At 61.0% G+C, this 20,741-nt stretch carries 18 protein-coding genes and 3 pseudogenes; 12 read left to right on the top strand and 9 right to left on the bottom strand.

The window, feature by feature from the left end:
- From ASD63_RS35135 to ASD63_RS17680, 6 genes and pseudogenes are all read right to left on the bottom strand, one after another.
- Positions 1-177: pseudogene (locus tag ASD63_RS35135) on the bottom strand (alcohol dehydrogenase catalytic domain-containing protein); the annotation flags it as partial.
- A gap of 91 nt (positions 178-268) precedes the next feature.
- Positions 269-1,311: pseudogene (locus ASD63_RS34295) on the bottom strand (electron transfer flavoprotein subunit alpha/FixB family protein).
- Positions 1,312-1,335: 24 nt separating this feature from the next.
- Positions 1,336-1,548, bottom strand: a complete 213-nt coding sequence (locus ASD63_RS17695; RefSeq protein ID WP_060529597.1) for a hypothetical protein — start codon at positions 1,546-1,548, stop codon at positions 1,336-1,338.
- 59 nt (positions 1,549-1,607) lie between these two features.
- Positions 1,608-2,189 (bottom strand): annotated as a pseudogene (locus ASD63_RS17690) (electron transfer flavoprotein subunit beta/FixA family protein); the annotation flags it as partial.
- Positions 2,190-2,234: 45 nt separating this feature from the next.
- Entirely contained in the window at positions 2,235-2,840 is a 606-nt protein-coding gene (locus ASD63_RS17685; protein WP_060529596.1) for a dimethylsulfonioproprionate lyase family protein, read from the bottom strand.
- 2 nt (positions 2,841-2,842) lie between these two features.
- The gene (locus ASD63_RS17680) at positions 2,843-4,879 is read right to left on the bottom strand and encodes an NADH:flavin oxidoreductase (protein ID WP_060529595.1); all 2,037 of its coding nucleotides are present in this window, start codon (positions 4,877-4,879) and stop codon (positions 2,843-2,845) included.
- Positions 4,880-5,026: 147 nt separating this feature from the next.
- Here ASD63_RS17680 and ASD63_RS17675 point away from each other — a divergent pair, with 147 nt between their 5' ends.
- The 7 genes from ASD63_RS17675 (at position 5,027) to ASD63_RS17645 (ending at position 12,724) form a co-directional block, all read left to right on the top strand.
- On the top strand, positions 5,027-5,656 hold the full coding sequence (locus ASD63_RS17675; protein WP_034799984.1) for a TetR/AcrR family transcriptional regulator: 630 nt from the start codon (positions 5,027-5,029) through the stop codon (positions 5,654-5,656).
- A gap of 7 nt (positions 5,657-5,663) precedes the next feature.
- Positions 5,664-6,464 (top strand): pyrroline-5-carboxylate reductase dimerization domain-containing protein, encoded by an 801-nt coding sequence (locus ASD63_RS17670; protein WP_034799983.1) that lies wholly within the window; start codon positions 5,664-5,666, stop codon positions 6,462-6,464.
- Positions 6,465-6,529: 65 nt separating this feature from the next.
- Entirely contained in the window at positions 6,530-7,531 is a 1,002-nt protein-coding gene (locus ASD63_RS17665) for an ABC transporter substrate-binding protein (protein ID WP_034799982.1), read from the top strand.
- Positions 7,532-7,634: 103 nt separating this feature from the next.
- Positions 7,635-8,522 (top strand): proline/glycine betaine ABC transporter permease, encoded by an 888-nt coding sequence (locus ASD63_RS17660; protein ID WP_034799981.1) that lies wholly within the window; start codon positions 7,635-7,637, stop codon positions 8,520-8,522.
- Positions 8,515-9,594, top strand: coding sequence for a glycine betaine/L-proline ABC transporter ATP-binding protein (locus ASD63_RS17655; RefSeq protein WP_034799980.1), 1,080 nt, complete (start codon positions 8,515-8,517; stop codon positions 9,592-9,594). Before ASD63_RS17660 ends, ASD63_RS17655 begins: the two co-directional genes overlap by 8 nt.
- A 123-nt stretch (positions 9,595-9,717) precedes the next feature.
- Positions 9,718-11,703, top strand: coding sequence for an FAD-dependent oxidoreductase (locus tag ASD63_RS17650; RefSeq protein WP_060529594.1), 1,986 nt, complete (start codon positions 9,718-9,720; stop codon positions 11,701-11,703).
- A 1-nt stretch (position 11,704) separates the two neighbouring features.
- Positions 11,705-12,724: an Ldh family oxidoreductase gene (locus ASD63_RS17645; RefSeq protein ID WP_034799978.1), complete on the top strand. Its 1,020-nt coding sequence runs from the start codon at positions 11,705-11,707 to the stop codon at positions 12,722-12,724.
- Positions 12,725-12,786: 62 nt separating this feature from the next.
- On the opposite strand, the gene ASD63_RS34290 is transcribed toward ASD63_RS17645, so the two are convergent.
- Both ASD63_RS34290 and proC read right to left on the bottom strand, forming a co-directional pair.
- Positions 12,787-12,921: an FCD domain-containing protein gene (locus ASD63_RS34290; RefSeq protein ID WP_082572910.1), complete on the bottom strand. Its 135-nt coding sequence runs from the start codon at positions 12,919-12,921 to the stop codon at positions 12,787-12,789.
- A gap of 221 nt (positions 12,922-13,142) precedes the next feature.
- A complete protein-coding gene (gene proC / locus ASD63_RS17640; protein WP_034799977.1) occupies positions 13,143-13,964 on the bottom strand; it encodes a pyrroline-5-carboxylate reductase in 822 nt (273 codons plus the stop codon).
- A gap of 410 nt (positions 13,965-14,374) precedes the next feature.
- Between proC and ASD63_RS17635 the strand changes: the two genes are divergently transcribed.
- The gene (locus ASD63_RS17635; protein WP_244497254.1) at positions 14,375-15,397 is read left to right on the top strand and encodes an NYN domain-containing protein; all 1,023 of its coding nucleotides are present in this window, start codon (positions 14,375-14,377) and stop codon (positions 15,395-15,397) included.
- A 414-nt stretch (positions 15,398-15,811) separates the two neighbouring features.
- On the opposite strand, the gene ASD63_RS17630 is transcribed toward ASD63_RS17635, so the two are convergent.
- Entirely contained in the window at positions 15,812-16,021 is a 210-nt protein-coding gene (locus ASD63_RS17630; protein ID WP_034799975.1) for a dodecin, read from the bottom strand.
- A gap of 272 nt (positions 16,022-16,293) precedes the next feature.
- Between ASD63_RS17630 and ASD63_RS17625 the strand changes: the two genes are divergently transcribed.
- The 4 genes from ASD63_RS17625 (at position 16,294) to ASD63_RS17610 (ending at position 20,741) form a co-directional block, all read left to right on the top strand.
- Positions 16,294-16,572: a hypothetical protein gene (locus ASD63_RS17625; protein WP_034799974.1), complete on the top strand. Its 279-nt coding sequence runs from the start codon at positions 16,294-16,296 to the stop codon at positions 16,570-16,572.
- Between the two features lie 77 nt (positions 16,573-16,649).
- Entirely contained in the window at positions 16,650-16,784 is a 135-nt protein-coding gene (locus tag ASD63_RS36640; protein WP_269148924.1) for a hypothetical protein, read from the top strand.
- 415 nt (positions 16,785-17,199) lie between these two features.
- Complete coding sequence (aac(3), locus tag ASD63_RS17615) at positions 17,200-18,012, top strand: aminoglycoside 3-N-acetyltransferase (RefSeq protein ID WP_034799972.1); 813 nt, start codon at positions 17,200-17,202, stop codon at positions 18,010-18,012.
- A gap of 785 nt (positions 18,013-18,797) precedes the next feature.
- Positions 18,798-20,741 carry a hypothetical protein gene (locus ASD63_RS17610; RefSeq protein WP_060529592.1) on the top strand — a complete coding sequence of 648 codons (1,944 nt, stop codon included), beginning with the start codon at positions 18,798-18,800 and terminating at the stop codon, positions 20,739-20,741.

Here is a 20,741-nt window from a genome sequence, read left to right as displayed (position 1 = left end):
GGTCGCCGGGAACAGGCCTTCCGGATCGGCGCCGGACAGGGTGAAATCGTCGGTGTGGCAGATGCCTGTGGCCTTGACCTCGATCAGCACTTCGCCGGCCCGCGGGCCTTCGAGCTGAACCGTCATGACCTCGAGCGGCTTGCCTGTCTGAACGGCAACGGCGGCGCGTACATCCACTGTGGTATCCTTTTCGTTGATGCTTCAATCGCGTGGAAGGGCCAACCGAACCACGGTCAGCCCACCTGGGTTCGGTCGCTTAAAAACGGACCTACGAAGCCTTCTGCAACTCCGGCAGAGCGTCGAAGAGATCGGCAACCAGTCCGTAGTCGGCGACCTGGAAGATCGGCGCCTCTTCGTCCTTGTTGATCGCGACGATGACCTTCGAGTCCTTCATGCCGGCGAGGTGCTGGATGGCACCGGAGATGCCGCAGGCGATGTAGAGATCGGGCGCAACGACCTTGCCGGTCTGGCCGACCTGCCAGTCGTTCGGCGCGTAACCGGCGTCGACGGCAGCGCGCGAAGCACCGACGGCAGCACCGAGCTTGTCGGCAACCGGCAGGATGACTTCCTGGAATTTTTCCGACGAGCCGAGCGCACGACCGCCCGAGATGATGATCTTGGCAGACGTCAGCTCCGGGCGGTCGGACGACGACAGGGCATCGGCGACGAAGGAGGAAACGCCGGGGTTGGCGGCAGCCGAGACGCTCTCGATCGCCGCCGAGCCGCCTTCAGGGGCGGAAGCGAAGGAAGCGGTGCGCACGGTGATGACGCGTGGGAAACGCCGGGGTTGGCGGCAGCCGAGACGCTCTCGATCGCCGCCGAGCCGCCTTCAGGGGCGGAAGCGAAGGAAGCGGTGCGCACGGTGATGACGCGCTTGGCTTCGGTCGTCTGCACCGTCTGGATGGCGTTGCCGGCATAGATCGGGCGCAGATAAGTATCCGACGAGACAACTTCGATGATTTCCGAGACCTGAGAGACGTCGAGCAGGGCTGCGACGCGCGGCATGACGTTCTTGCCGACCGAGGTCGCGGCGCTCACGATGGTGTCGTAGTTGCCGGCGAGCGAGACGATCAGGGCCGCCAGCGGCTCTGCCAGGTTGTTGGCAAGCGAGGCGTCGTCGGCAACGAGCACCTTGGCAACGCCCGCAAGCTTGGCGGCCTGTTCGGCTGCAGCCTTGGCGCCGGCGCCGGCAACGAGAACATGCACATCGGCTCCAGTCCCACTGGCGATTTTCGAAGCGGCGCTCAGCGCCTTGGCGGTCTGGTCGGAAAGGTGGTTGCTGTCGTGGTCAGCCAGAAGAAGAATGGCCATGATAAAATCTCCCTTTCCCTGAACTTACAAAACGCCGGCTTCGGTCTTGAGCTTTTCGACGAGCTCGGCGACCGACTTGACCTTGATGCCGGCCTTGCGGCCCGACGGCTCCTCGGTCTTCAGCACCTTGAGGCGGGCGGCCGTGTCGACGCCGAAGTCGGCCGGGGTGTGTCTGTCGAGCGGCTTCTTCTTCGCCTTCATGATGTTCGGCAGTGAGGCGTAGCGCGGCTCGTTCAAACGCAGGTCGGTGGTGACGACGGCCGGCAGCTTGATGTCGATCGTCTGCAGATTGATGTCGCCTTCATGATGTTCGGCAGTGAGGCGTAGCGCGGCTCGTTCAAACGCAGGTCGGTGGTGACGACGGCCGGCAGCTTGATGTCGATCGTCTGCAGACCGCCGTCGACTTCGCGCGTCACGGTTGCCTTGCCATCGCCGATCTCGACCTTGGAGGCGAAGGTGCCTTGCGCCCAGCCGAGCAGGGCCGACAGCATCTGGCCGGTCTGGTTCGAATCGTCGTCGATTGCCTGCTTGCCGACGATGATCAGGCCCGGCTGTTCAGCCTCGGCCACACCCTTGACGATCTTGGCGACAGCGAGCGGCTCGACCTGGTCTTCGGTCTCAACCAGGATGGCGCGGTCCGCCCCCATGGCGAGCGCCGTGCGCAGCGTCTCTTCGGCCTTGGCCGGACCGACGGATACGACGACGACTTCCTCGGCCTTGCCGGCTTCCTTCAGCCTGAGCGCCTCTTCGACCGAGATTTCGTCGAAGGGGTTCATCGACATCTTCACGTTCGCAAGCTCGACGCCCGAACCGTCTGCCTTCACCCGGATCTTGACGTTGTAGTCAACGACCCGCTTCACCGTCACAAGTATTTTCATGGCAAACCTTTCTCCCGCGCTCGGTCTCGGCCGAACGCCCTTTCGTCAGTGCCTCGGTCGATCAGGCAACAATGCCCAGAATGCAAACAGCGGTTTCTCACCCGACCGCATGGCGTGTCTGACGCCAGGCGGATTGTAGAAGGAACCTCCGATCCCGGGTGAGAACCATTCGGAATCGCCATGCTGAAACTCGCCTTCCGACAGGACGAGGTACGTCTCTTCCGGGGCGTGGTCGTGGTCGGGATAACGCACATACGGCGCCATCAGCGTCGCGCCGAGCCAGAGGTCCCTCCGGTCCTCCAGGCCACCCGGTCCGGCGATCATCGCATTGGCGTGGCTCATCAAGAAATTTTCGCTGGCCGTATGGTCGTAGACCGAGCGCCACTTCCATTCGAGCATCGGCTCAAGGTCCGAGAAGCGTCTGATTAGCGTATCCAGGGACGATCGGCCCGTTTCTGCAGCCAGCACACTGTCGAGATGTTGGCTGCAGACCGGGAGGCGCTTGCCGATGTCCAGACGTTGCGGTTGCGGCGCTTCAAGCTGGGCAAAAATCTGCATGAGTGACTGGCGCGCCCGCAGATCCTGTGAAAACTGGTTGAACGCGACAAAGGCCGCGTCCAGAAACGCTTGCAAGGCGTCAAACCGCGCCATTCTCAGATGTCCTTGGCAAGACGCAGCGCATCGTAGATAGCCGCATGTGTATTGCGGGCCGCAACGGCATCGCCGATCCGGAAGAGTTGATAGGCGCCCTCCGGGTTGCGTTCGACGGACTGCGGCGTGCCGGCAATAAGCTCGTCGTAGGAGACTTCGCCAAGGTTCCGCGAGCCAGGCTTCAATTCGAAATAGAGGTCGTCCAGCGGGATGGTTCCGTGGTTGACGACGATCTGGTCGAAGGTCTGCTGCTTGGCAACGCCGCCATAGTCACTGCCGACATGGGCGATGATCTGGTTGCCACTCTTTTCAACCGACTCCAGCCGGTACGTGACGGTGAAGGTGACGTCGAGTTTCTGCAGCGAGCGCATGTAAGGAACGAGGTTCATCGCCATGACTTCGGGCGCGAAGGAGCGGTCCGGTGTCATGATTTCCACCTTGGCACCGGCCTTGGCGAGGAACTCGGCAGCCTGGAGGCCCGCATGGTCGCCGGCGTCGTCGAAGATGAGCACGTTGGTTCCAGGCTTCACATCACCGGAGATGATGTCCCAGGAGGAAACGACGAGTTCGTTGCCCTTCGACAGCACCTCTGTCTGCGGCAATCCACCGGTAGCGATAATGACGACATCGGGCCTTTCGGTGAGTACCGTATCAGCCTCGGCCCAGGTATTGAACCGGAAGGTGACGCCGAGCTTTTCGCACTGGCTCATGCGCCAGTCGATAATGCCGATCATTTCCCGCCGGCGCTCGCTCTGGGCCGTCAGGCGGATTTGACCGCCCGGATTGTTCGCGGCCTCCAAAACAACGACCTCATGACCCCGTTCCGCCGAGACGCGAGCAGCCTCAAGGCCGGCCGGACCGGCACCGACGATGACGACCTTCTTGCGAACGGCAGCCTTCGGGATCCGATGCGGCATCGTTTCTTCGCGACCGGTCGCCGCATTGTGAATGCAGAAAGCCATGCCACCTTGATAGATGCGGTCGAGACAGTAGTTGGCGCCGACGCAGGGGCGAATATCATCCTCGCGCTTTTCCATGATCTTCCGCACGATATGCGGGTCGGTCATGTGGGCGCGGGTCATACCGATCATGTCGACCTTGCCGGCAGCGATTGCGTGACGGGCCGTCGCCACGTCCTGGATCTTGGCGGCATGGAAGGTTGGAAACTTGGTTGCCGCGCGCACATCGCCGGCAAAATCCAGATGTGGTGCGCTCGCCATCCCCTGAATCGGGATGACATCTGTGAGGCCCGGATCCGTATCGATATGACCGCGGATGACATTCAGATAATCGATGAGGCCGCTTTCCTTGAGACGACGGGAAATCTCCAGGCCTTCGGCCTTTCCGGTCCCGCCGGGAAGACATTCGTCTGCCGTATAGCGAACGCCAAGGATAAAGTCGTTGCCGACCCTTTCGCGCATGGCCCTGAAGACGTCGAAACAAAAGCGCAGGCGGTTATCGAGCGAACCTCCATAAGGACCGTCGAGTTCGTTGGTGAGCGGCGAGGTGAACTGGTCAATAAGATGCCCGTAGGCTTCCAGCTCGACACCATCCATACCGCCCGCCTTCATCCGTTCGGCGGCGTCCGCAAAGTCCTTGATAATGCGCTCGATGTCCCAGTCTTCGAGCTTCTTGGGAAAGGCTCGGTGCGCTGCCTCGCGATGATGTGAGGGTGCAACGACCGGGAGCCAATCGCCCTTGTCCCAGCGGGTACGCCTGCCGAGGTGCGTGAGCTGGATCATGATCGCAGCCCCCTCTTCATGCACGGCGTCGGTCATTTGCCGGATCCAAGGCACGATCTCGTCCTTGTATGCGAGCAGGTTGTTGAAGACCGGAGGGCTGTCCTTGGACACTGCCGCCGAGCCGGCGGTCATCGTCAGCGCCACCCCGCCCTGGGCCCGCTCAACGGTATAGGCGCGGTAGCGGTCCTTCGGCATGCCGTCTTCGGGATAGGCAGGCTCGTGAGACGTAACAATGATGCGGTTGCGCAGGGTCAAATGCTTCAACTGAAACGGCTGAAGCAGGGGATCGTTCGACATGCGACGGGCTCCGGTTTATGGGAATTTATCGCAACGGTAAGCGGAAATGTACATAGGTGTCAATAATCAAAAACACCGTGGTTCAGATATTCGACACATATGTACATTTTGCTTGAAACGGCCGTTTGGATTTGTTAGGAGGCAATCATGGAACAGGCGATGACTGACACTGGCTGGCGCGGTTCTCAGGAGGGATGGCTCGAGGCCGCCTATGACTCCCTGCTCGAGTCGGGCGTGGACTCGGTGAAGATCCTGCCGTTGGCCAAACGGCTCAATCTTTCCCGGACCAGCTTCTATTGGTTCTTCAAGGACCGGGAGGAACTGCTGAGTGCCCTCGTCGCGCGCTGGAGGGAGAAGAATACCGGCAATCTGGTCAAACAGTCCGAAGCCTATGCGGAGTCCTTGGCCGAGGCGATGCTGAACGTTTTCGACTGCTGGGTGAACAAGGAACTGTTCGACTCCCAGTTCGAGTTCGCCGTTCGCAGCTGGGCGCTGCAATCGCCCGAGATACAGGCCGAAGTCCATGAGGCCGATCAGGCGAGAATGGAGGCGCTGGGCCGCATGTTCATGCGGTTCGGATATGACGCGGGACCGGCGGACGTTCGCGCACGAACGACCTACCTGGTCCAGATTGGATACATCTCGATGCAGTCCAAGGAGGATCTTGCGCTCCGCATGAAGCGCATTCCGGAATACATCGCGATTTACACCGGACAAACACCACAGCAGAGGGAGCTCGATCGCTTCTTCGCCCGGCATGGCTACAAACCAGAGTGAGAGAAGCATGGAAACGGGCGGGCCTTTGAGGGTTGGCGTAATTGGTGGTGCGGGATGGCTGGGCGGAGCAATCGCCGACGCCATTCTCGACGCCGGCATCGTCGAGCCTCAGAACCTGTCGCTCTCCTATCGCAGCGAGCGCCCCGACCGTTTCAACCGCTCCTTCTGGACATCGGACAATCAGGCACTTGCCGACCGCTCGGACGTCATCGTTCTCTCCGTCCGTCCGGCTGACTGGCTCAGCCTGAACGTTGTTGCCGAGGGCAAGCTTGTCATCTCCGTCATGGCGGGCATCCGCCTCAGCGCCCTTGTTGAGCATCATCGGACGGACCGCGTGGCCCGAACCCTGCCAAATGCGGCGGCCGAAGTCCGCAAGTCCTATACGCCGTGGGTCGCAGCCGCCGGGCTGCAGAACGACGATCGAGACATCATAAGGGCGATCTTCGATGCTTGCGGTTCTCAGGATGAAGTGCATTCAGAAGCGGAAATCGACTATCTGACCGGCCTCACCGGATCCGGGCCTGCCTTTCCGGCGCTGCTCGCCGAAGCGATGATGGCAGACGCCGTCTCGCAAGGACTGGCTCCCGAGATCGCCAAGCGTGCCGTCAATACCCTTATCACGGGTGCCGGTCGGCTGCTTGAGCAGCGTGACGACTGTCCGACCGACATTGTCCAGACCTTCCTCGACTATCGCGGCACCACCGCGGCCGCGATCGAGGAGATGCGCGCGGCCGGATTCGATACCGCCGTCTCACGCGGATTGAGGGCTGCGTTCAGGAAATCGGTTCGCATGGGAGAAGCCTCCTAGCGTCGTTGAGACGGGGTCCGCGGCGCCCCGCCTCAGAAGAAAAGCCGCCAAAAGAGGGAACGATAATGAAAAGCTTGCTAGCATCGACATGCCTGTTCCTTGGGACCGTCGCCGGTTCGTCGCTCGCCAGCGCGGCAGACTGCGGCAGCGTCACCATCGCCAGCATGAACTGGCAAAGTGCCGAGGTCATTTCCAATCTCGACAAGATCATCCTCAATGAAGGTTACGGCTGCAGCGCCGAAATCACCATCGGCGATACCGTACCGACGATCACCTCCATGGCGGAAAAAGGCGAGCCGGATATCGCGCCCGAGGCCTGGATCGATCTGCTTCCCGACGTGGTCAAGAAGGGAACCGAAGAAGGCCGTATCGTAAAGGTCGGGTCTCCGCTGCCCGATGGCGGCGTTCAGGGCTGGTGGATCCCGAAGTATTTCGCCGATGCCCATCCAGACATCAAGACTATTCCCGATCTCCTGAAGCATCCCGACCTCATCAAGGACCCTGAAGACCCGAGCAAGGGCGCGATCTTCAATGGTCCACAGGGCTGGGGTGGAACGGTCGTGACCGCACAGCTCTACAAGGCTTTCGAAGCAGAGAAGGCCGGCTGGACGCTGGTGGACACCGGCTCGGCAGCAGGCCTCGACGGCTCGATTGCCAAGGCCTATGAGCGCAAGGAAGGCTGGGTCGGCTATTACTGGGCACCGACCGCCCTGCTTGGCAAATACGAGATGGTGCAGCTTGAGGCAGGCGTCCCCTATGACGCAGCCGAGTGGAAGCGTTGCATTACGGTTGCCGAATGCACTGACCCGAAGCCGAGCGCCTGGCCGGTCGATACGATCGTGACACTTGTCGCCAAGCCCTTTTCCGAAAAAGCTGGCCCCGAGGTCATGGAGTACCTCAACAAGCGCTCCTGGAGCAACGAGACAATCGCCAAGTTGATGGCCTGGATGACCGACAACCAGGCGAGTGGCGAGGAAGGTGCAAAGCACTTCCTCGAAGAAAACCCGGATATCTGGAAGAAGTGGGTCTCCCCAGAGGCCGCCGCCAAGATCGAGGCTGCGCTCTAGTCAGCACGGCCGAAAACCCGGTGCGGTGTGCCTTCAGCATATCGCACCGTTCTCGCCGACATAACAACAAGAACGCATCGGCTCTTTCGAGAAGGGGAACCGAATGGACTGGTTTTATCAATTTCCCAGCATGGACGACAACGCGCTTCGAAACCTCAAGAAAGTTATCGACGAAACGTTTCGCGGCTTTACCCGAAACTACGGTGATCTGATCGAGGGCTTCTTCGTGCCGCTCCAGCATTTTCTAATCGCTTCTGAACGGTTCATGACCAAGACGCCCTGGCCGATCATCACGCTCCTCATCCTCGCCATCGCCTGGGCAGCGACCAGAAGCATTCGCATCGCCGCCGGCTGTCTCGTGACGCTGTTGCTCATCGGCTACTTCGACATGTGGGACGATACGATGCGGACGATCTCGATGATCTTCGTCTGCACGATCCTGTCGATCGCGATCGGCCTGCCGATCGGCATTCTCATGTCGCGCTCCGACAGGGTCCAGCGGGTCGTCAACCCGGTGCTCGACGTCATGCAGACCATGCCAAGCTTCGTCTACCTGATCCCCGTCGTCATGCTGCTCGGCATTGGCAAGGTGCCGGGCCTGATCGCCGTCGTCATCTACGCGATCCCGCCGATGATCCGGCTCACCAATCTCGGCATTCGCCTGGTCGACAAGGACGTACTGGAGGCGGCCGATGCCTTCGGCGCCGACAACCGGCAGAAGCTCTTCAAGGTGCAGCTCCCGCTTGCGCTTCCGACCATCATGGCAGGGATCAACCAGACGATCATGATGGCGCTTGCCATGGTCGTCATCGCCTCGATGATCGGTGTTCAGGGTCTTGGCCAACCCGTACTGAAGGCGATCGCCAACCAGTACTTCACGCTCGGTATCTTCAATGGTCTTGCGATCGTCGGCATCGCCATCATGTTCGACCGGGTCAGCCAGGCCTATGGCGAACGATTGCAGAAGCACCGGGAGGTGGTCCATGGCTGAGCACGCTTTCGGCGGCATCGCAATCCGCCATCTCTATAAGATCTTCGGACCGGATGCCGGGGCTCATGTCGAGGCGGTTAGGAACGGCCTCACCAAGACCGAACTGAACGAGCGTCACGGGCACGTGCTCGGCCTTCGCGACATCAACATCGAGATGCCGTCGGGCTCGATCCAGGTGATCATGGGGCTTTCCGGCTCGGGCAAGTCGACGCTCATCCGGCATATCAACCGGCTGATCGATCCGACGGCCGGCGAAGTTCTCGTCGACGGCGTCGATGTGGTGAAGATGCCAGAGGCGGAACTGCGCGAGTTCCGCCGCCACCAGACCGCCATGGTGTTCCAGAAGTTCGCGCTGCTTCCGCATCGAAGCGTGCTCGACAACACGATCTTCGGCCTTGAAATCCAGGGCGTAGCGCGCGCACAAAGCATCGATACTGCCATGCGCTGGCTGGAACGGGTTGGACTTAAGGGCTTCGAGCACAAGTATCCCAATCAGCTCTCCGGCGGCATGCAGCAGCGCGTCGGGCTCGCCCGCGCGCTTGCCAACGACGCACCGGTGCTTTTGATGGATGAGGCCTATTCAGCCCTCGATCCTCTCATCCGCACGGACATGCAGACGGTGCTTCTGGACCTGCAGAAGGAGATTAAAAAGACGATCGTCTTCATCACCCACGACCTCGACGAAGCGCTGAGGCTCGGTGACCAGATTGCCATTTTGCGCGACGGCGAGGTCATCCAGCAGGGCACGAGCCAGGATATCGTGCTGAGGCCTGCCGACGACTATGTCGCCAATTTCGTCAAGGAGGTGAACCGGGGCCGCGTTGTCCATGTGGAGGCGATCATGGCACCGCTTGGCGCAACTGCAGCCGACAGTGGGCAACGGATTGCCGCCGATCTCACAATCGAAGAAGCGGTCCGTACGCTCGCCTCTGCGCCCGAAGGTGATATCACCGTCGTCGATCCGTCCGGAATGCCTCTCGGCACTGTCACCTTCCGCCAGCTCGCGGGCGCCATGGTCAATGCGCACGAGACGAACGATCGCGCAATGGCAATCGCGGCCAACGCGGCGTAAGCGCGGATCGGCCGGCGAATGCCATTCCTCCGGGCGGCCGGTCCTCCGCCCGGAAAAGCGCCAAGGGTGGCTCCTCCCTCATTCCATTCCAGTCCCGATCCCCTCCCCGCCAGGAGTTGCGCCATGTCCAAGAAATTTCCTCGGCTGTTTTCCCCTCTCAAACTGCGGTCCCACACGCTGAAGAACAGGATCGTGTTCGGCGCGCACACGGCGAACATGGCGGTCGAGGGTCTGCCGACCGAACGACATACCGCCTATTACCGGGAACGAGCGATCGGCGGCGCCGCGATGATCGTCGTCGAACCCATGCCCGTCCATGCCGCAGCCGTTTTAACTCGCGGCAATTTTCGCCACTCCGATGACAGTGTCATCCCCCATCTCAAGAAGGTGGTCGAGGCGATCAAAGGGCATGGAGCCATAGCGATCCAGCAGCTCTATCACGTCGGAGCGCATGGGGATTCCGACAATTCGTTCCATCCGCATTGGTCGCCTTCGGGCGGGCCGAGCTATCATGACAGCGACGGCTCGCATCCGATGACCGAAGCGGAAATCCTGGAAACGATCGATGGCTTCGTTGCGGCGGCACGTCGCTGTCGGGACGCCGGCTTTGACGGCGTCGAAGTATGGGCTGCCTATCTCGGTTTGGTCGACCAATTCTGGACGCCATGGTGCAATCGGCGCGACGATCAGTGGGGCGGTTCGCTTGAAAACCGCACGCGGATGTCTCGGGAAATCCTGACGCGGATCAGGGACGTCTGCGGGCCAGATTTCATTGTCGGCCTTGCCGTCAGTGACGAACCGGACGTGAAGGTTGCGCTTCAACGCGACGAGCTTGCCGAAATCATCCGACTGCACGACGAACTGGGCCTTATCGATTATGTCACCTGCGGCTCTGGCGGCTACCTCGATTTCTACAAGCTGATGCCGACGTTCCTCTGTCCGGAAAAACTTGGCGCCGATCTCGCTTCAGTCCTGAGGAGTGTCGTCAAGAACGCGCTTGTGATCGCCGAAAGCCACATCCGCACCCCCGAAAACGCCGAAACGGTGCTCGGCCAGGGAGCAGCCGACCTCGTTTCGATCGTGCGCGGGCAGATCGCTGATCCGCATCTTGCAAAGAAGGCGGCCGAAGATCGCCCGGAGGACATTCGCGGCTGCATCTCGTGCAATCAGATGTGCTGGGGACGCCGGTCGCGCGACTACTGGATCAGCTGTCTGATCAACCCGTCCGTCGGCCGCGAGGCCGAATGGAACGGCGACCGCTTTTTGAAGACCAGCGATCCCCAGCGCGTGCTGGTCATCGGTGGCGGCCCAGCCGGACTGGAGGCCGCCCGGGTGGCCGCCGAGCGTGGCCACGAAGTCACGCTCGCCGAGGCGTCGAACCGGCTCGGCGGTAACTTCCTGCTCGCAGGCATGCAGCCACGAAGGGCCCAGATCCTCGATCTCATCGCCTGGTATGAGCGCCAGCTCGAAAAACTCGGTGTAGAGGTTCGCCTCAACTCCTATGTCGAGGCCGAGGACATCGATCCTTCCGAGTTCGGGCGTGTCATCGTCGCCACCGGCTCCTATTCGCCGGAGACGGTGTTCCAGAAAGCGCTGCCGGCGGTCGAGGCGATGCCGGGCCTGGCGAAGGGTAACGTCTTCACAGTCGAAGCCGTCATGGCGCGGCAGGCAAGGCCGGGCAAGCGCGTTCTGCTTTTGGATGAAGGCGGCGGCTGGCGCGGCTGCGGCACCGCTTGGAAGCTCGCCGAGGAGGGCCACGAGGTGGCGCTCCTGACGCCCGACCCGTTCGTCGGCAAGGAGCTGCAGCGAACCGCAGCCGACGTTCCGATGCGGCAGGCGCTCAGGAAACTCGGCGTCACATGGATCGTCGAAGCCAGCGTCATCGAATGGCACGGCAACGGCGCGACCATCGTCGACCACACCACGGGAGAGTGTCGCTTCATCGACGCGGATGCCTTGGTGACGGCCACCACGAATGCCCCGGCCGACTGGCTGATGCCGGGGCTCGCCGAACGCGGTATCGCTACGCGCCAGATCGGCGATTGCGCCGCACCGCGGCAGGCACCCTATGCGTTTTATGAGGGTAGGAAAGCGGGACTGGAGATCTGAGATGGAAGAGGTCGAACTCAACCAGAGGCAAGCAGAAGATCTGGCGATGAGAGCTTGCCTTGGTGCCGGCGCCAATCCGGCGAGCGCCCGATCGCTCGTGGACGCAACAGTGTCGGCCGCCCGCTTCGGCCCGAGCGCGGTCGGGTTTCCGCACCTCGTCGATTATCTGAACAGTTTTCGCGAGGGGCGCATCAATTGCGATCCCACGCCGGCCGCCACGCGCCCCTTCCCCGCTCACATCACCTGCGATGCCGACCGAGGCATCGCGCAGCTCGGTTTCGACCTTGCCTTCCGCGATTTCGTGGATGCTGCCCGCAACTTCGGGATCGCGCTCTTCACCCAGAAGAACAGCTATACAACGGGCGAGCTCGGCTACTACGTGCGCAGGCTCGCGCTGGAAGGCCTGAGCGGTCTTGCGGCGACCAACGCGAATGCCATGGTCGTAGCAAAGGCAGGAGGACCGGCTGTCTTCAGCACGAACCCCATCGCCTTCGGATTTCCGCTCGGCGCCAACGCGCCGCCACTCATCGTCGACCAATCGTCAAGCGCGACTGCCTACGTCAACATTGCCGCCGTCGCCGCCGAGGGACGAGAAATCCCGGAAGGATGGGCGGTCGACAACGAAGGCGCCGATACCCGGGACGCCGAAAAGGCACTCTTAGGCGCGCTGCTACCCTTCGGTGGCCGCAAGGGTGCGAACGTCGCGCTCCTCGTCGAAATGCTGTCGGCCGGACTTTCCGGTGGCTCCTGGTCGCTGGACGCATCAAGCTTCAGAACGGGCGATACCTCGCCCGCCGTGGGTTTGACGGTGATTGCGATGATGCCGGGCCCGCCAGGGAGCGACCACATCGCCCGCGCCCACCAACAGGTCCGGCGGCTCAAGGAACTTGGTGTCTACGTTCCAGGCGTTAGCGGCAGGCCTCGCTCGATTGACCAGCCATTGCGCGTGTCGCGCGCTGTCTTCGACGTCATTGGTCGCTTCGCGTCCAAGTGGGATCAATCGACTGGCGCACGAACGTAAGAATACCTGCCGTCTCAGATACGCTACACGCCGAGAGAAATCGCCATCCCTTCCTGGGCGGCCTACACCGCCATGTTCTTGCGCGACAGATCGAGGTGAGCGCGAACCAACGCCTCAGCTAGGTCAGGATCGTGGTCCGCAATTGCATCGATCATTTCGTCGTGCCGGCGTGACGCTTCGTGCAACTCTACCAACATGATGCCATATCCGAACGGCAACCTGTTTGAGCCATGGACAGCCGTGTTCGGTCATGACGCAGGCGACCGCAGAATTCATCGGTGCTTGGGCATCATAACATCGATAGTCAACTCGGCAACGGCACTCGAAGCGCCAACGCTCTAGCGAGGGCGACATCGCTATCCTTGAGCGAATGAACGAGGCGCACCGGTCCGTCATTGTCTCGCACAGGCATTACCGCTCAACCGACCACAGCAAGCTCGAGAGCCCGCTGATGCGCGGCCGCGGCTGCCTCCCTCAGCAAAGCCGCCAGACTCGGCTCGGCCATGAGGACCTCAAGTGCCGCAGCAGTCGTGCCGTTCGGGCTGGTTACTTGCTGGCGGAGCTCCGTGGGAGAAAAGACGCTGGCGCTGGCGAGAGTTGAAGCACCGTCAACCGTCTGCTTCGCCAACGCATGCGCAGTCTCTACCGGCAGACCGACAGCGATACCTGCCTCGGTCAAGCACTCGATGAAATGGAAGAGGTAGGCCGGCCCCGACCCCGATATTGCAGTCGCGGCATTGATGAGCTCTTCTTCCGGCAGCCAATGGACGTTTCCGACGGCTGCCAGAAGATCACTCACATAGGCCATCTGAACGTTACCGGTGTGCGCGTTGGCAAAAGCGGCAATAACTCCCATGCCGATCGACGCCGGCATGTTGGGCATGTCGCGCACGATCGGCACCGCACCAAGCGTCGCCTCGAAGGTCGCGATCGGCACGCCGGCGGCGATGCTGACAAAGGCGGCGGTTGCGCTAAACCGCCGGTATGTCGCAAGCATCGAGCCGATGACCTGCGGCTTGACGGCGACAATGAAGGCGCGCGGCTGCAGTGCCTGCGGCAGCTCGGACGCATCCGCGTAGGCCGCAGCGCCCGCTGCCACTGCGCGCCGGCGGAGGGCCTCCACCGGCTCGACCACATGAATTCGGTCAGCGGCAATGCCAAACCGGGCCACCCAGCCTTCAAGCAGCGCAAAACCCATGTTGCCGCAACCAACCAGCACGATTTCGCCAGACTGATCCATACCGTCGCTTCCCTTCATGCGCGCACTCGGCCCAAAGCACGCCAGCCCTATTGCTGCGCCGGTCGGTCCCAGCAATCGCCGAGTGCGACAGGCGACCGATGCTTCATGATCCGCTGGCTCGGCGTGCGTTCGAACTCGTCGACAACGGCGATGTTGCGCGAATGAGCCGGAATCGCCGGTGTGCAGCGCGCCCTCCAGCGAAGTGCGCACGACGATCTCGCCCCTGCCCCCTGTCGGCACCGGCTCGCCCTTTTCGTGGAGGATATCGACCGAGAACCAGGGCATCGGTTGACCCACGGCGCCGACAACGCGCAAACGACCGTCAAATCCAATTGACTATAAGCCCTCCCAACACTATGTTGGCAGTTAACAACTAACCCAGCATCCTGAGAGACATGGGCTCCGGGCGGTTGGGGGAAAAAGCCGGCGCAAGCCGGTTTTTTTATGCCCGGGAGCAAGGAGTGCCAGCGTTACGAACACGCGTCTATATCGACGGCTATAATCTCTATTATGGATGCCTACGCAAGACCGCGTTTAAATGGCTCGATGTTCTCGCCCTATTCGAGGCGCATATACTGCCGAGCATCCTTTATCGTCCCGAACCGGGCGCCGATCCGGCGACGATGATCCTGCACCCGGACTGTGCGATTAAATACTTCACGGCGAAGATTATCGACAGCGCGGCCAAGGGAGAGGATTCGGTCTCGTCGCAGGCTCACTACCACAATGCCCTGACGGCGCATTGTGCCGGACGGCTTTCCTTCGTGATGGGCTATTATTCGCTCTACAAGGCCAACCAGCATATCGTTCCGGCGGATGATCCGAAACGCTGGCCGCGTGACTGCGACAAGATCCAGGTGTGGAAGCTTGAGGAAAAGCAGTCGGATGTGAATCTGGCGCTCCAACTCTACGACGACGCGCTGAGCGGGGACGTCGACCAAGTGGTACTTGTCACCAATGACACGGACCTGGCGCCGGCACTTGAGATGCTGAAAGCGCGTTGCCCCCATATCGTCCGTGGGCTGGTGATCCCGACGCGCAATGTCGGCGCTGGCGGCGATCTTGAGCGCGAGGCGAACGTCTCGCTTGCGAAGCTCGCCCATTGGGTGCGGCGGCATATTTTGGATGAAGAGCTGCGCGCCTCGCAATTGCCGGATGTCGTTCCCGGCCGCCGTCGTGCCAGCATCAAGCCACACTCATGGTATGCGAAGCCGCATCACCTTGCGAAAATGCTGGAGATGGCGCGCCCGGTCCTGCGAGGCGAAGGCGAGATCCTGAAATGGGCACGCAGAGAAAGCGTGCATCTCGGCGGCCGTCGGCCGATCGATCTGATCGCGACGGACGCAGGCGCGGCCGAGGTCTTCGACTACATCGAATCCTATATCCGGGAGCAGATCGAAAAGGCCGGGGAGCCGGACGATTTGTCGTCCTGAACTTGATGGGCGGAAGTTAGTTCGAGGGGTGGGGTTTCGGGGCAAAACTTACCTTACGTCGATGGTGTTCAAGTTGCTCGGTCTGGCAAAGACGACGCTCAGCCTGTACCGCACCTTGCTGCGCACCTGCGCGGGAAAGACAGCCGGCGAGCGTGGTTCCGCGGAACCACGCCATGATCTCGCGCCCGCGTTCGTTGACCAGCGTCCTGGCCACCACGTCTTCTTTCGATCTGCAGCAGCGTGCCCGCAGGGGCTCCATGGCACACCCCTGTCATGCGCGGAGCTTTATGCTGGAACAGAATGTAGCCCTTACTAACCCTGCACAATCGACTGAGCCGCGTGTTTTACCGGCGTGGCGCAACGATCGTTGCTGCAAGCGCCAGTCGATCCAAGCTGCGCCCACGCGTCGCCTGTTCAGTCGTCAATACGAAACCCGACCTTCATGACCACCTGGTAGTGCGCGACTTCGCCATCCTTGATGTGTCCCCTGATCTGGTCGACCTCGAACCATTCCAGGTTTCTCATGGTCTTCGATGCACGCGCGATCGCGGTTTCGATAGCGTCGGTAACAGACGACTTCGAACTGCCGACCAGCTCTACCTTCTTATAGACGTGATCACTCATAACAACCTCCCGTTTGCTTTGAGAAAGGACATCCTACAGGCAAGCTGCAATCCTTGCGCTAACAATCAGCGCAAGGAAGTGTCTGGCTCTATTGTCGCATCAATCTTTTAGCGACCTGTAATTTTTAAATGCCAAATGCATAAATCAAAACTATTGCTTAACACTGGTATGTACCAATTCCGATACGCGCACTTTCGGACATTCTTCCTGGCGTGCGGTCTAGAGCTTCTTGTCTGTCGTTGGTTTTCGCAAAGAGAGAGGTTTGCAAGCACATGAACGACTGGAGTACGGACGGGCGTGGCAATGTCCGGTCCTCGACCATCGTCGGCTGGAAAGCCGAGCCGGCAAAAGGCGATGAAACGGGCGACGTTTTCTTGAGGATCGAATTCAGCGTCGACCCTAATCTCACGGATGTGTCGGCGCTGCAGTTCAGATTAACCAGACAACAGGCCGATCACATCAGTGGGACGTTGGGAGGCCTTGCGGATCGGTCTTCATCGCTGCGGGGTGTCTGCCGGGAGGCCGGCGCGCTCGCTCTGCAACGAAAATGACCCAAAGCAAAGGGACGTTCGTGACCACGCGGAAGGAAATCGCCGATCGCGTCGTTGCGAAATGGCCAGAGTGCGGCATGGCGATCGAGCGTGATGCCGAGGTCGAGGTCCTGCTCAAGCTGCGGTTCACCGGCGATGTGCCCATCGATTGCATCCGGCGCAGATACCTCAAGTTACTTCAAGAACGCCGGCCAGGGCGCAAGGTCGATTGAAAGCCCTTGGCGGACCAAACCAAATGCGGAACGGGAGGCGACGCTGATGGGATATGGCTGGAACGGCCGTCGCGAACGCCGTATGAAGATCGCCAGGCTTGGAACAGCCGTGGCTTTGGCAGCGCTCCTGGTATCGATGGCGGCCAAAGTCGCGAGCGAGGCCCTCTAGGCCACGGTGCTCGCTACGGCTCGTCGGGCGTCGCTTTAAACATCGCATGGAACACGTCTATGCATCCAGCCTCAATTAAGCATTGTTTGCTCGGAGAGGAGACAGTTCATGCCTACAATTGGCAAGTCGCCCGCCGGCCTCCGCACAAGCATGCTGGCTTTGACCTTCGCCCTCACTGGTAGCGTGGGTACTCGTGCTGGCCCTGGCGGCCTGATTTCAAGACCTCGGAAAATCTGAACTGGTTCGATGAAAACCCGGACTGAAATTACGACGGATCTTCGACAACTGGGCGTTCGAACGGGCGATCTTGTGATGGTTCACGCCTCCTTGAAAGCCGTTGGTGCTGTCAAAGGCGGGCCGACGGCCATTGTCGGCGCACTTCTCGATGCGATTGGATCATCGGGCACCCTTATGGGCTATGCCTCATGGGACCGCTCACCCTACGAGGAAACTTTGAATGGCGTCCGGATGGCTGATGAAGCGCGTCGTACTTGGCCGCCGTTCGATCCCGCAACCGCTCGCACCTATCCGGGTTTCGGCCTGCTCAACCAGTTTCTTGTTGAAGCGCCCGGCGCACGCCGTAGCGCTCATCCCGACGCATCTATGGTTGCGGTTGGGCCACTTTCCGAGACGTTGATCGAGCCTCATCGGCTTGGCCAGGCCTTGGGAAATGGCTCGCCAATCCAACGATTTGTCGAACTAAGGGGAAAAGTGCTCTTGCTGGGCGCCCCTTTGAACTCCGTTACCGCTCTCCACTATGCGGAAGCCATCGCCGACATCCCCGGCAAGCGGCGCGTGACTTACGAGATGCCGCTTCTTGGTCCGAATGGTGAAACGGTATGGGAGACCGCCGAAGACTTTGACACCAACGGCATCCTTGATCGTTTTGCGGTCGCGGGCCAGGCCGACGCGGTCGAAACGATTGCGAATGCCTACGTTGCCACTAGCCGGCACCGGAGCGGGACGGTCGGAGATGCGTTCTGCCACCTCTTCGACGCGCGGGACATCGTGTCGTTTGGTGTAGCATATCTCGAAAGCCGATTTGGCAAGGGTGCGTAGGCACCGCGAAACGGATCCACGAATACGGCGGTGGTCGCGGTGCCGCTCAGACGGACAAAGTGGGTGTACCAGGCGGCGGCCGCGAAAGCGAACAAAGCCGGTTCGCGCGAACTGTCCGCCCGATCCGCGATTGCGCAAGTCAGGTTCTTCTTCCGTGCAGCAGCCATTCCCTACCTCGCCGTGGAGCGTCCCTTATGGTGCCATGAGGACCGTCTCGTACCAGCTGGCGCCAGCCAGTGGCAGGCCTCCCAGTCCATAACGATGCGGGCCGCCCCATTCGGACGGAAGACTTGGTCCTATCCGGTCGGCGTCGAATGTCAGCGACGGCTCAAACGCCGCTGCTGAGATATTCCGCAGCAGCCCGCGGCTGCGCTAGAGATCCATCCATCCAGCTTTCGCCGGCGCGTTGCCTGGAGATCCGGAGATTGGTGACCGCGCTGGCGATGGCGCGGAACGCACAGAGACCGATGTAAATTACACCTGCCCAGAGACTTCAGGTGTTACGAACGTAACATCCACGCCGTGACGCGTTTGGTATCATACAATCGGGAAAGTAGTTCCTTGAACACTCGGTTGTCTTGCAACTTATGCCTTTCGACAACGCGACTTGTTAACTGATCGCTTCCTGCATCAAAAAGCAAAATCGCAAGGGAGGATGCCATGATGAAGCTATTGCTCGTGCTCATTGCCCTGACGTCATTCGTGCCTGCGACGGCAGCTGCACAATGCAACCCGGCGGTACAGCAGTGCCGTTAAGGCACTGCCCCAAACTGTGATTTACCACCATGCCGAACCTTGTCGCGCTGCTCTTCGGAGCGGCGATAGTCCTATTTTATTCTTACGGGCGCTTCAACCGTGTCACCTACGAGGGCGGGCGGCAGATGGAGCGGCTTGTCAACCTGTTGTCGCCCGACAAGCTTCGGGCGCGGCGCATCGTCATGCACGCCTACGCATGCTACGCGCTCATACTTCTGATCATCTACTTCTTCCTCTGCGCCTACGCGGAACTCCTCCCAATGCTCGGTGGCCCGGATCTTTCGATCGGTGCGAGCAAGCTTCCCGTTCCTTCCGTCGATGCCCCGGTAGCGATCACCACAGGCTTCACCCCGGGCAGCAACAGTGCTGCAAGCACCTGGATGCAGCCTCTGTCCACCATCGTCGTTCCGTCGGTCGTGCGGGACTTCGATATCGGCATCGACGCATCGGTCTCGCTTGCCATCGCGCTGATCATGGTCGGTCTGGCACCCAGTTTCCCGCTTCTGGGAAGCTTCGAGGATTGGATGCGAAGTGCTGCCCACCGCCTGGCGGGTATTCCCACCCGCGTCATCGGCGCCAGTGAAGATCTGCGCCGGAAGGACCTCGCGATCTCGGCCGACAGCGCGTCATCCCTCGAAAAGAACTCCCTCCTCATTCCGCGCAGCAATTGGGAGCGTATTGATCATTATCAGGCGGCCGCGAAGGATCAGTTGAGCGAACCCGAGGACTTTCGTCTCGATCTGGAACTGATCTTCTCCGTCTCTGCCTGGATCCTCGACCGCAAGCTGAAGCTCGCCAACGCCCCCGCGCGGGAGCGTTTTCAGAAACTTGAGGAAGAGCTCAGCAAGCGACGGGATCAGTTGGTCGTGGATCTGGACGAGAGGTCGGGCTACGGGTCAGGCGCGGCGAAGGAAGCGCCTGTCAGCAACGGAGCCGCCGATGCAAGCCTCGGCGAACGCAAGAGGGCGACCTGGGAGCGATTGGCGTCGGATGCCGACGACCTTGCAGACGATCTTTGCATCCTGCTCGCGCTCTATGTCGAGCACGAGATCATCGTCGTCTCGCCGGCGACGGCAGACGAGGCAGCGGCACATCAGCAAGTCGTTGCCCGGAAAAAGCTCGAGCAGTTCCTCGGCGCCCTGTTGCACCCCCATTTAAGCGCTGGCTATCGCAGATCCTACGCGACGTTGACTGCGCTCTGGGCCCTCGGCACCGTGCTCTTCGTCAGCCTCTTTTGGAGCCTGCTACCCGGTCGGTTTGAAAGCGAGCTCGTATGGGGTAGCCCCGTCAATGTCTATTCTCGCACGCTGACCTACATCTTCTACGCGTTCAACAACTACTGCATCCCGATGATTGTGACGCTCGCGCTTCGCGACGCAGGCATGCAGTCGCGTCGTTGGCAGAACATGCGCGAGGCGCATTGGACCTCGTGGTTGCCGCAAGCCGTGCTCGTCGTTTTCGTGTCCTGGGCCGTCGCCGCCGTATTCGTCATGGGGCTGCAGCTCTGGAAAACCGGCCTCGACACAGGTTGGGCCGCCGGCGATCAAGGCCTCTCGCTGTTCCTGCAGCTTTCGTTCGAATACAACGCGCCGACGGCCGTTCGCGGCGCCGTACTTGCCCTGATCGTGGCGTTCCTGCTCGATGCATGGTTGGCTCGGGCACTGTCACTCTCGCTGCAGCCGACGTATCTCTCAAGCCTGATCTGGGCGGTCGGCGCATCGGTTGTCATGGCCGTCTGCGGAGGGGCGACCCGTTACCTGACATCATGGGCAACAAAGCCCGCAACCACTCTGAGCCTCGACGCAATCGATAGAGGTCTCGTCGTCTACTCGGCGATGTTCTCGGCGTTCATCGGCTTCGTCGTCGTGTTTTGCGTCACGGCTGCTCTTCTCAACCAACGCGGCGGCGCCGAGCGCTTCCGTTCGGGAAAGACGCCCGCACGCGTGGCGCCAAGACCAACACCCGCGGAGTAG

This window comes from Ensifer sp. Root558 (assembly GCF_001427045.1).
Classification (GTDB): domain Bacteria; phylum Pseudomonadota; class Alphaproteobacteria; order Rhizobiales; family Rhizobiaceae; genus Ensifer; species Ensifer adhaerens.
The sequence above is the reverse complement of the archived record's forward strand: the minus strand, read 5'-3'. Positions and strand labels throughout refer to the sequence as shown.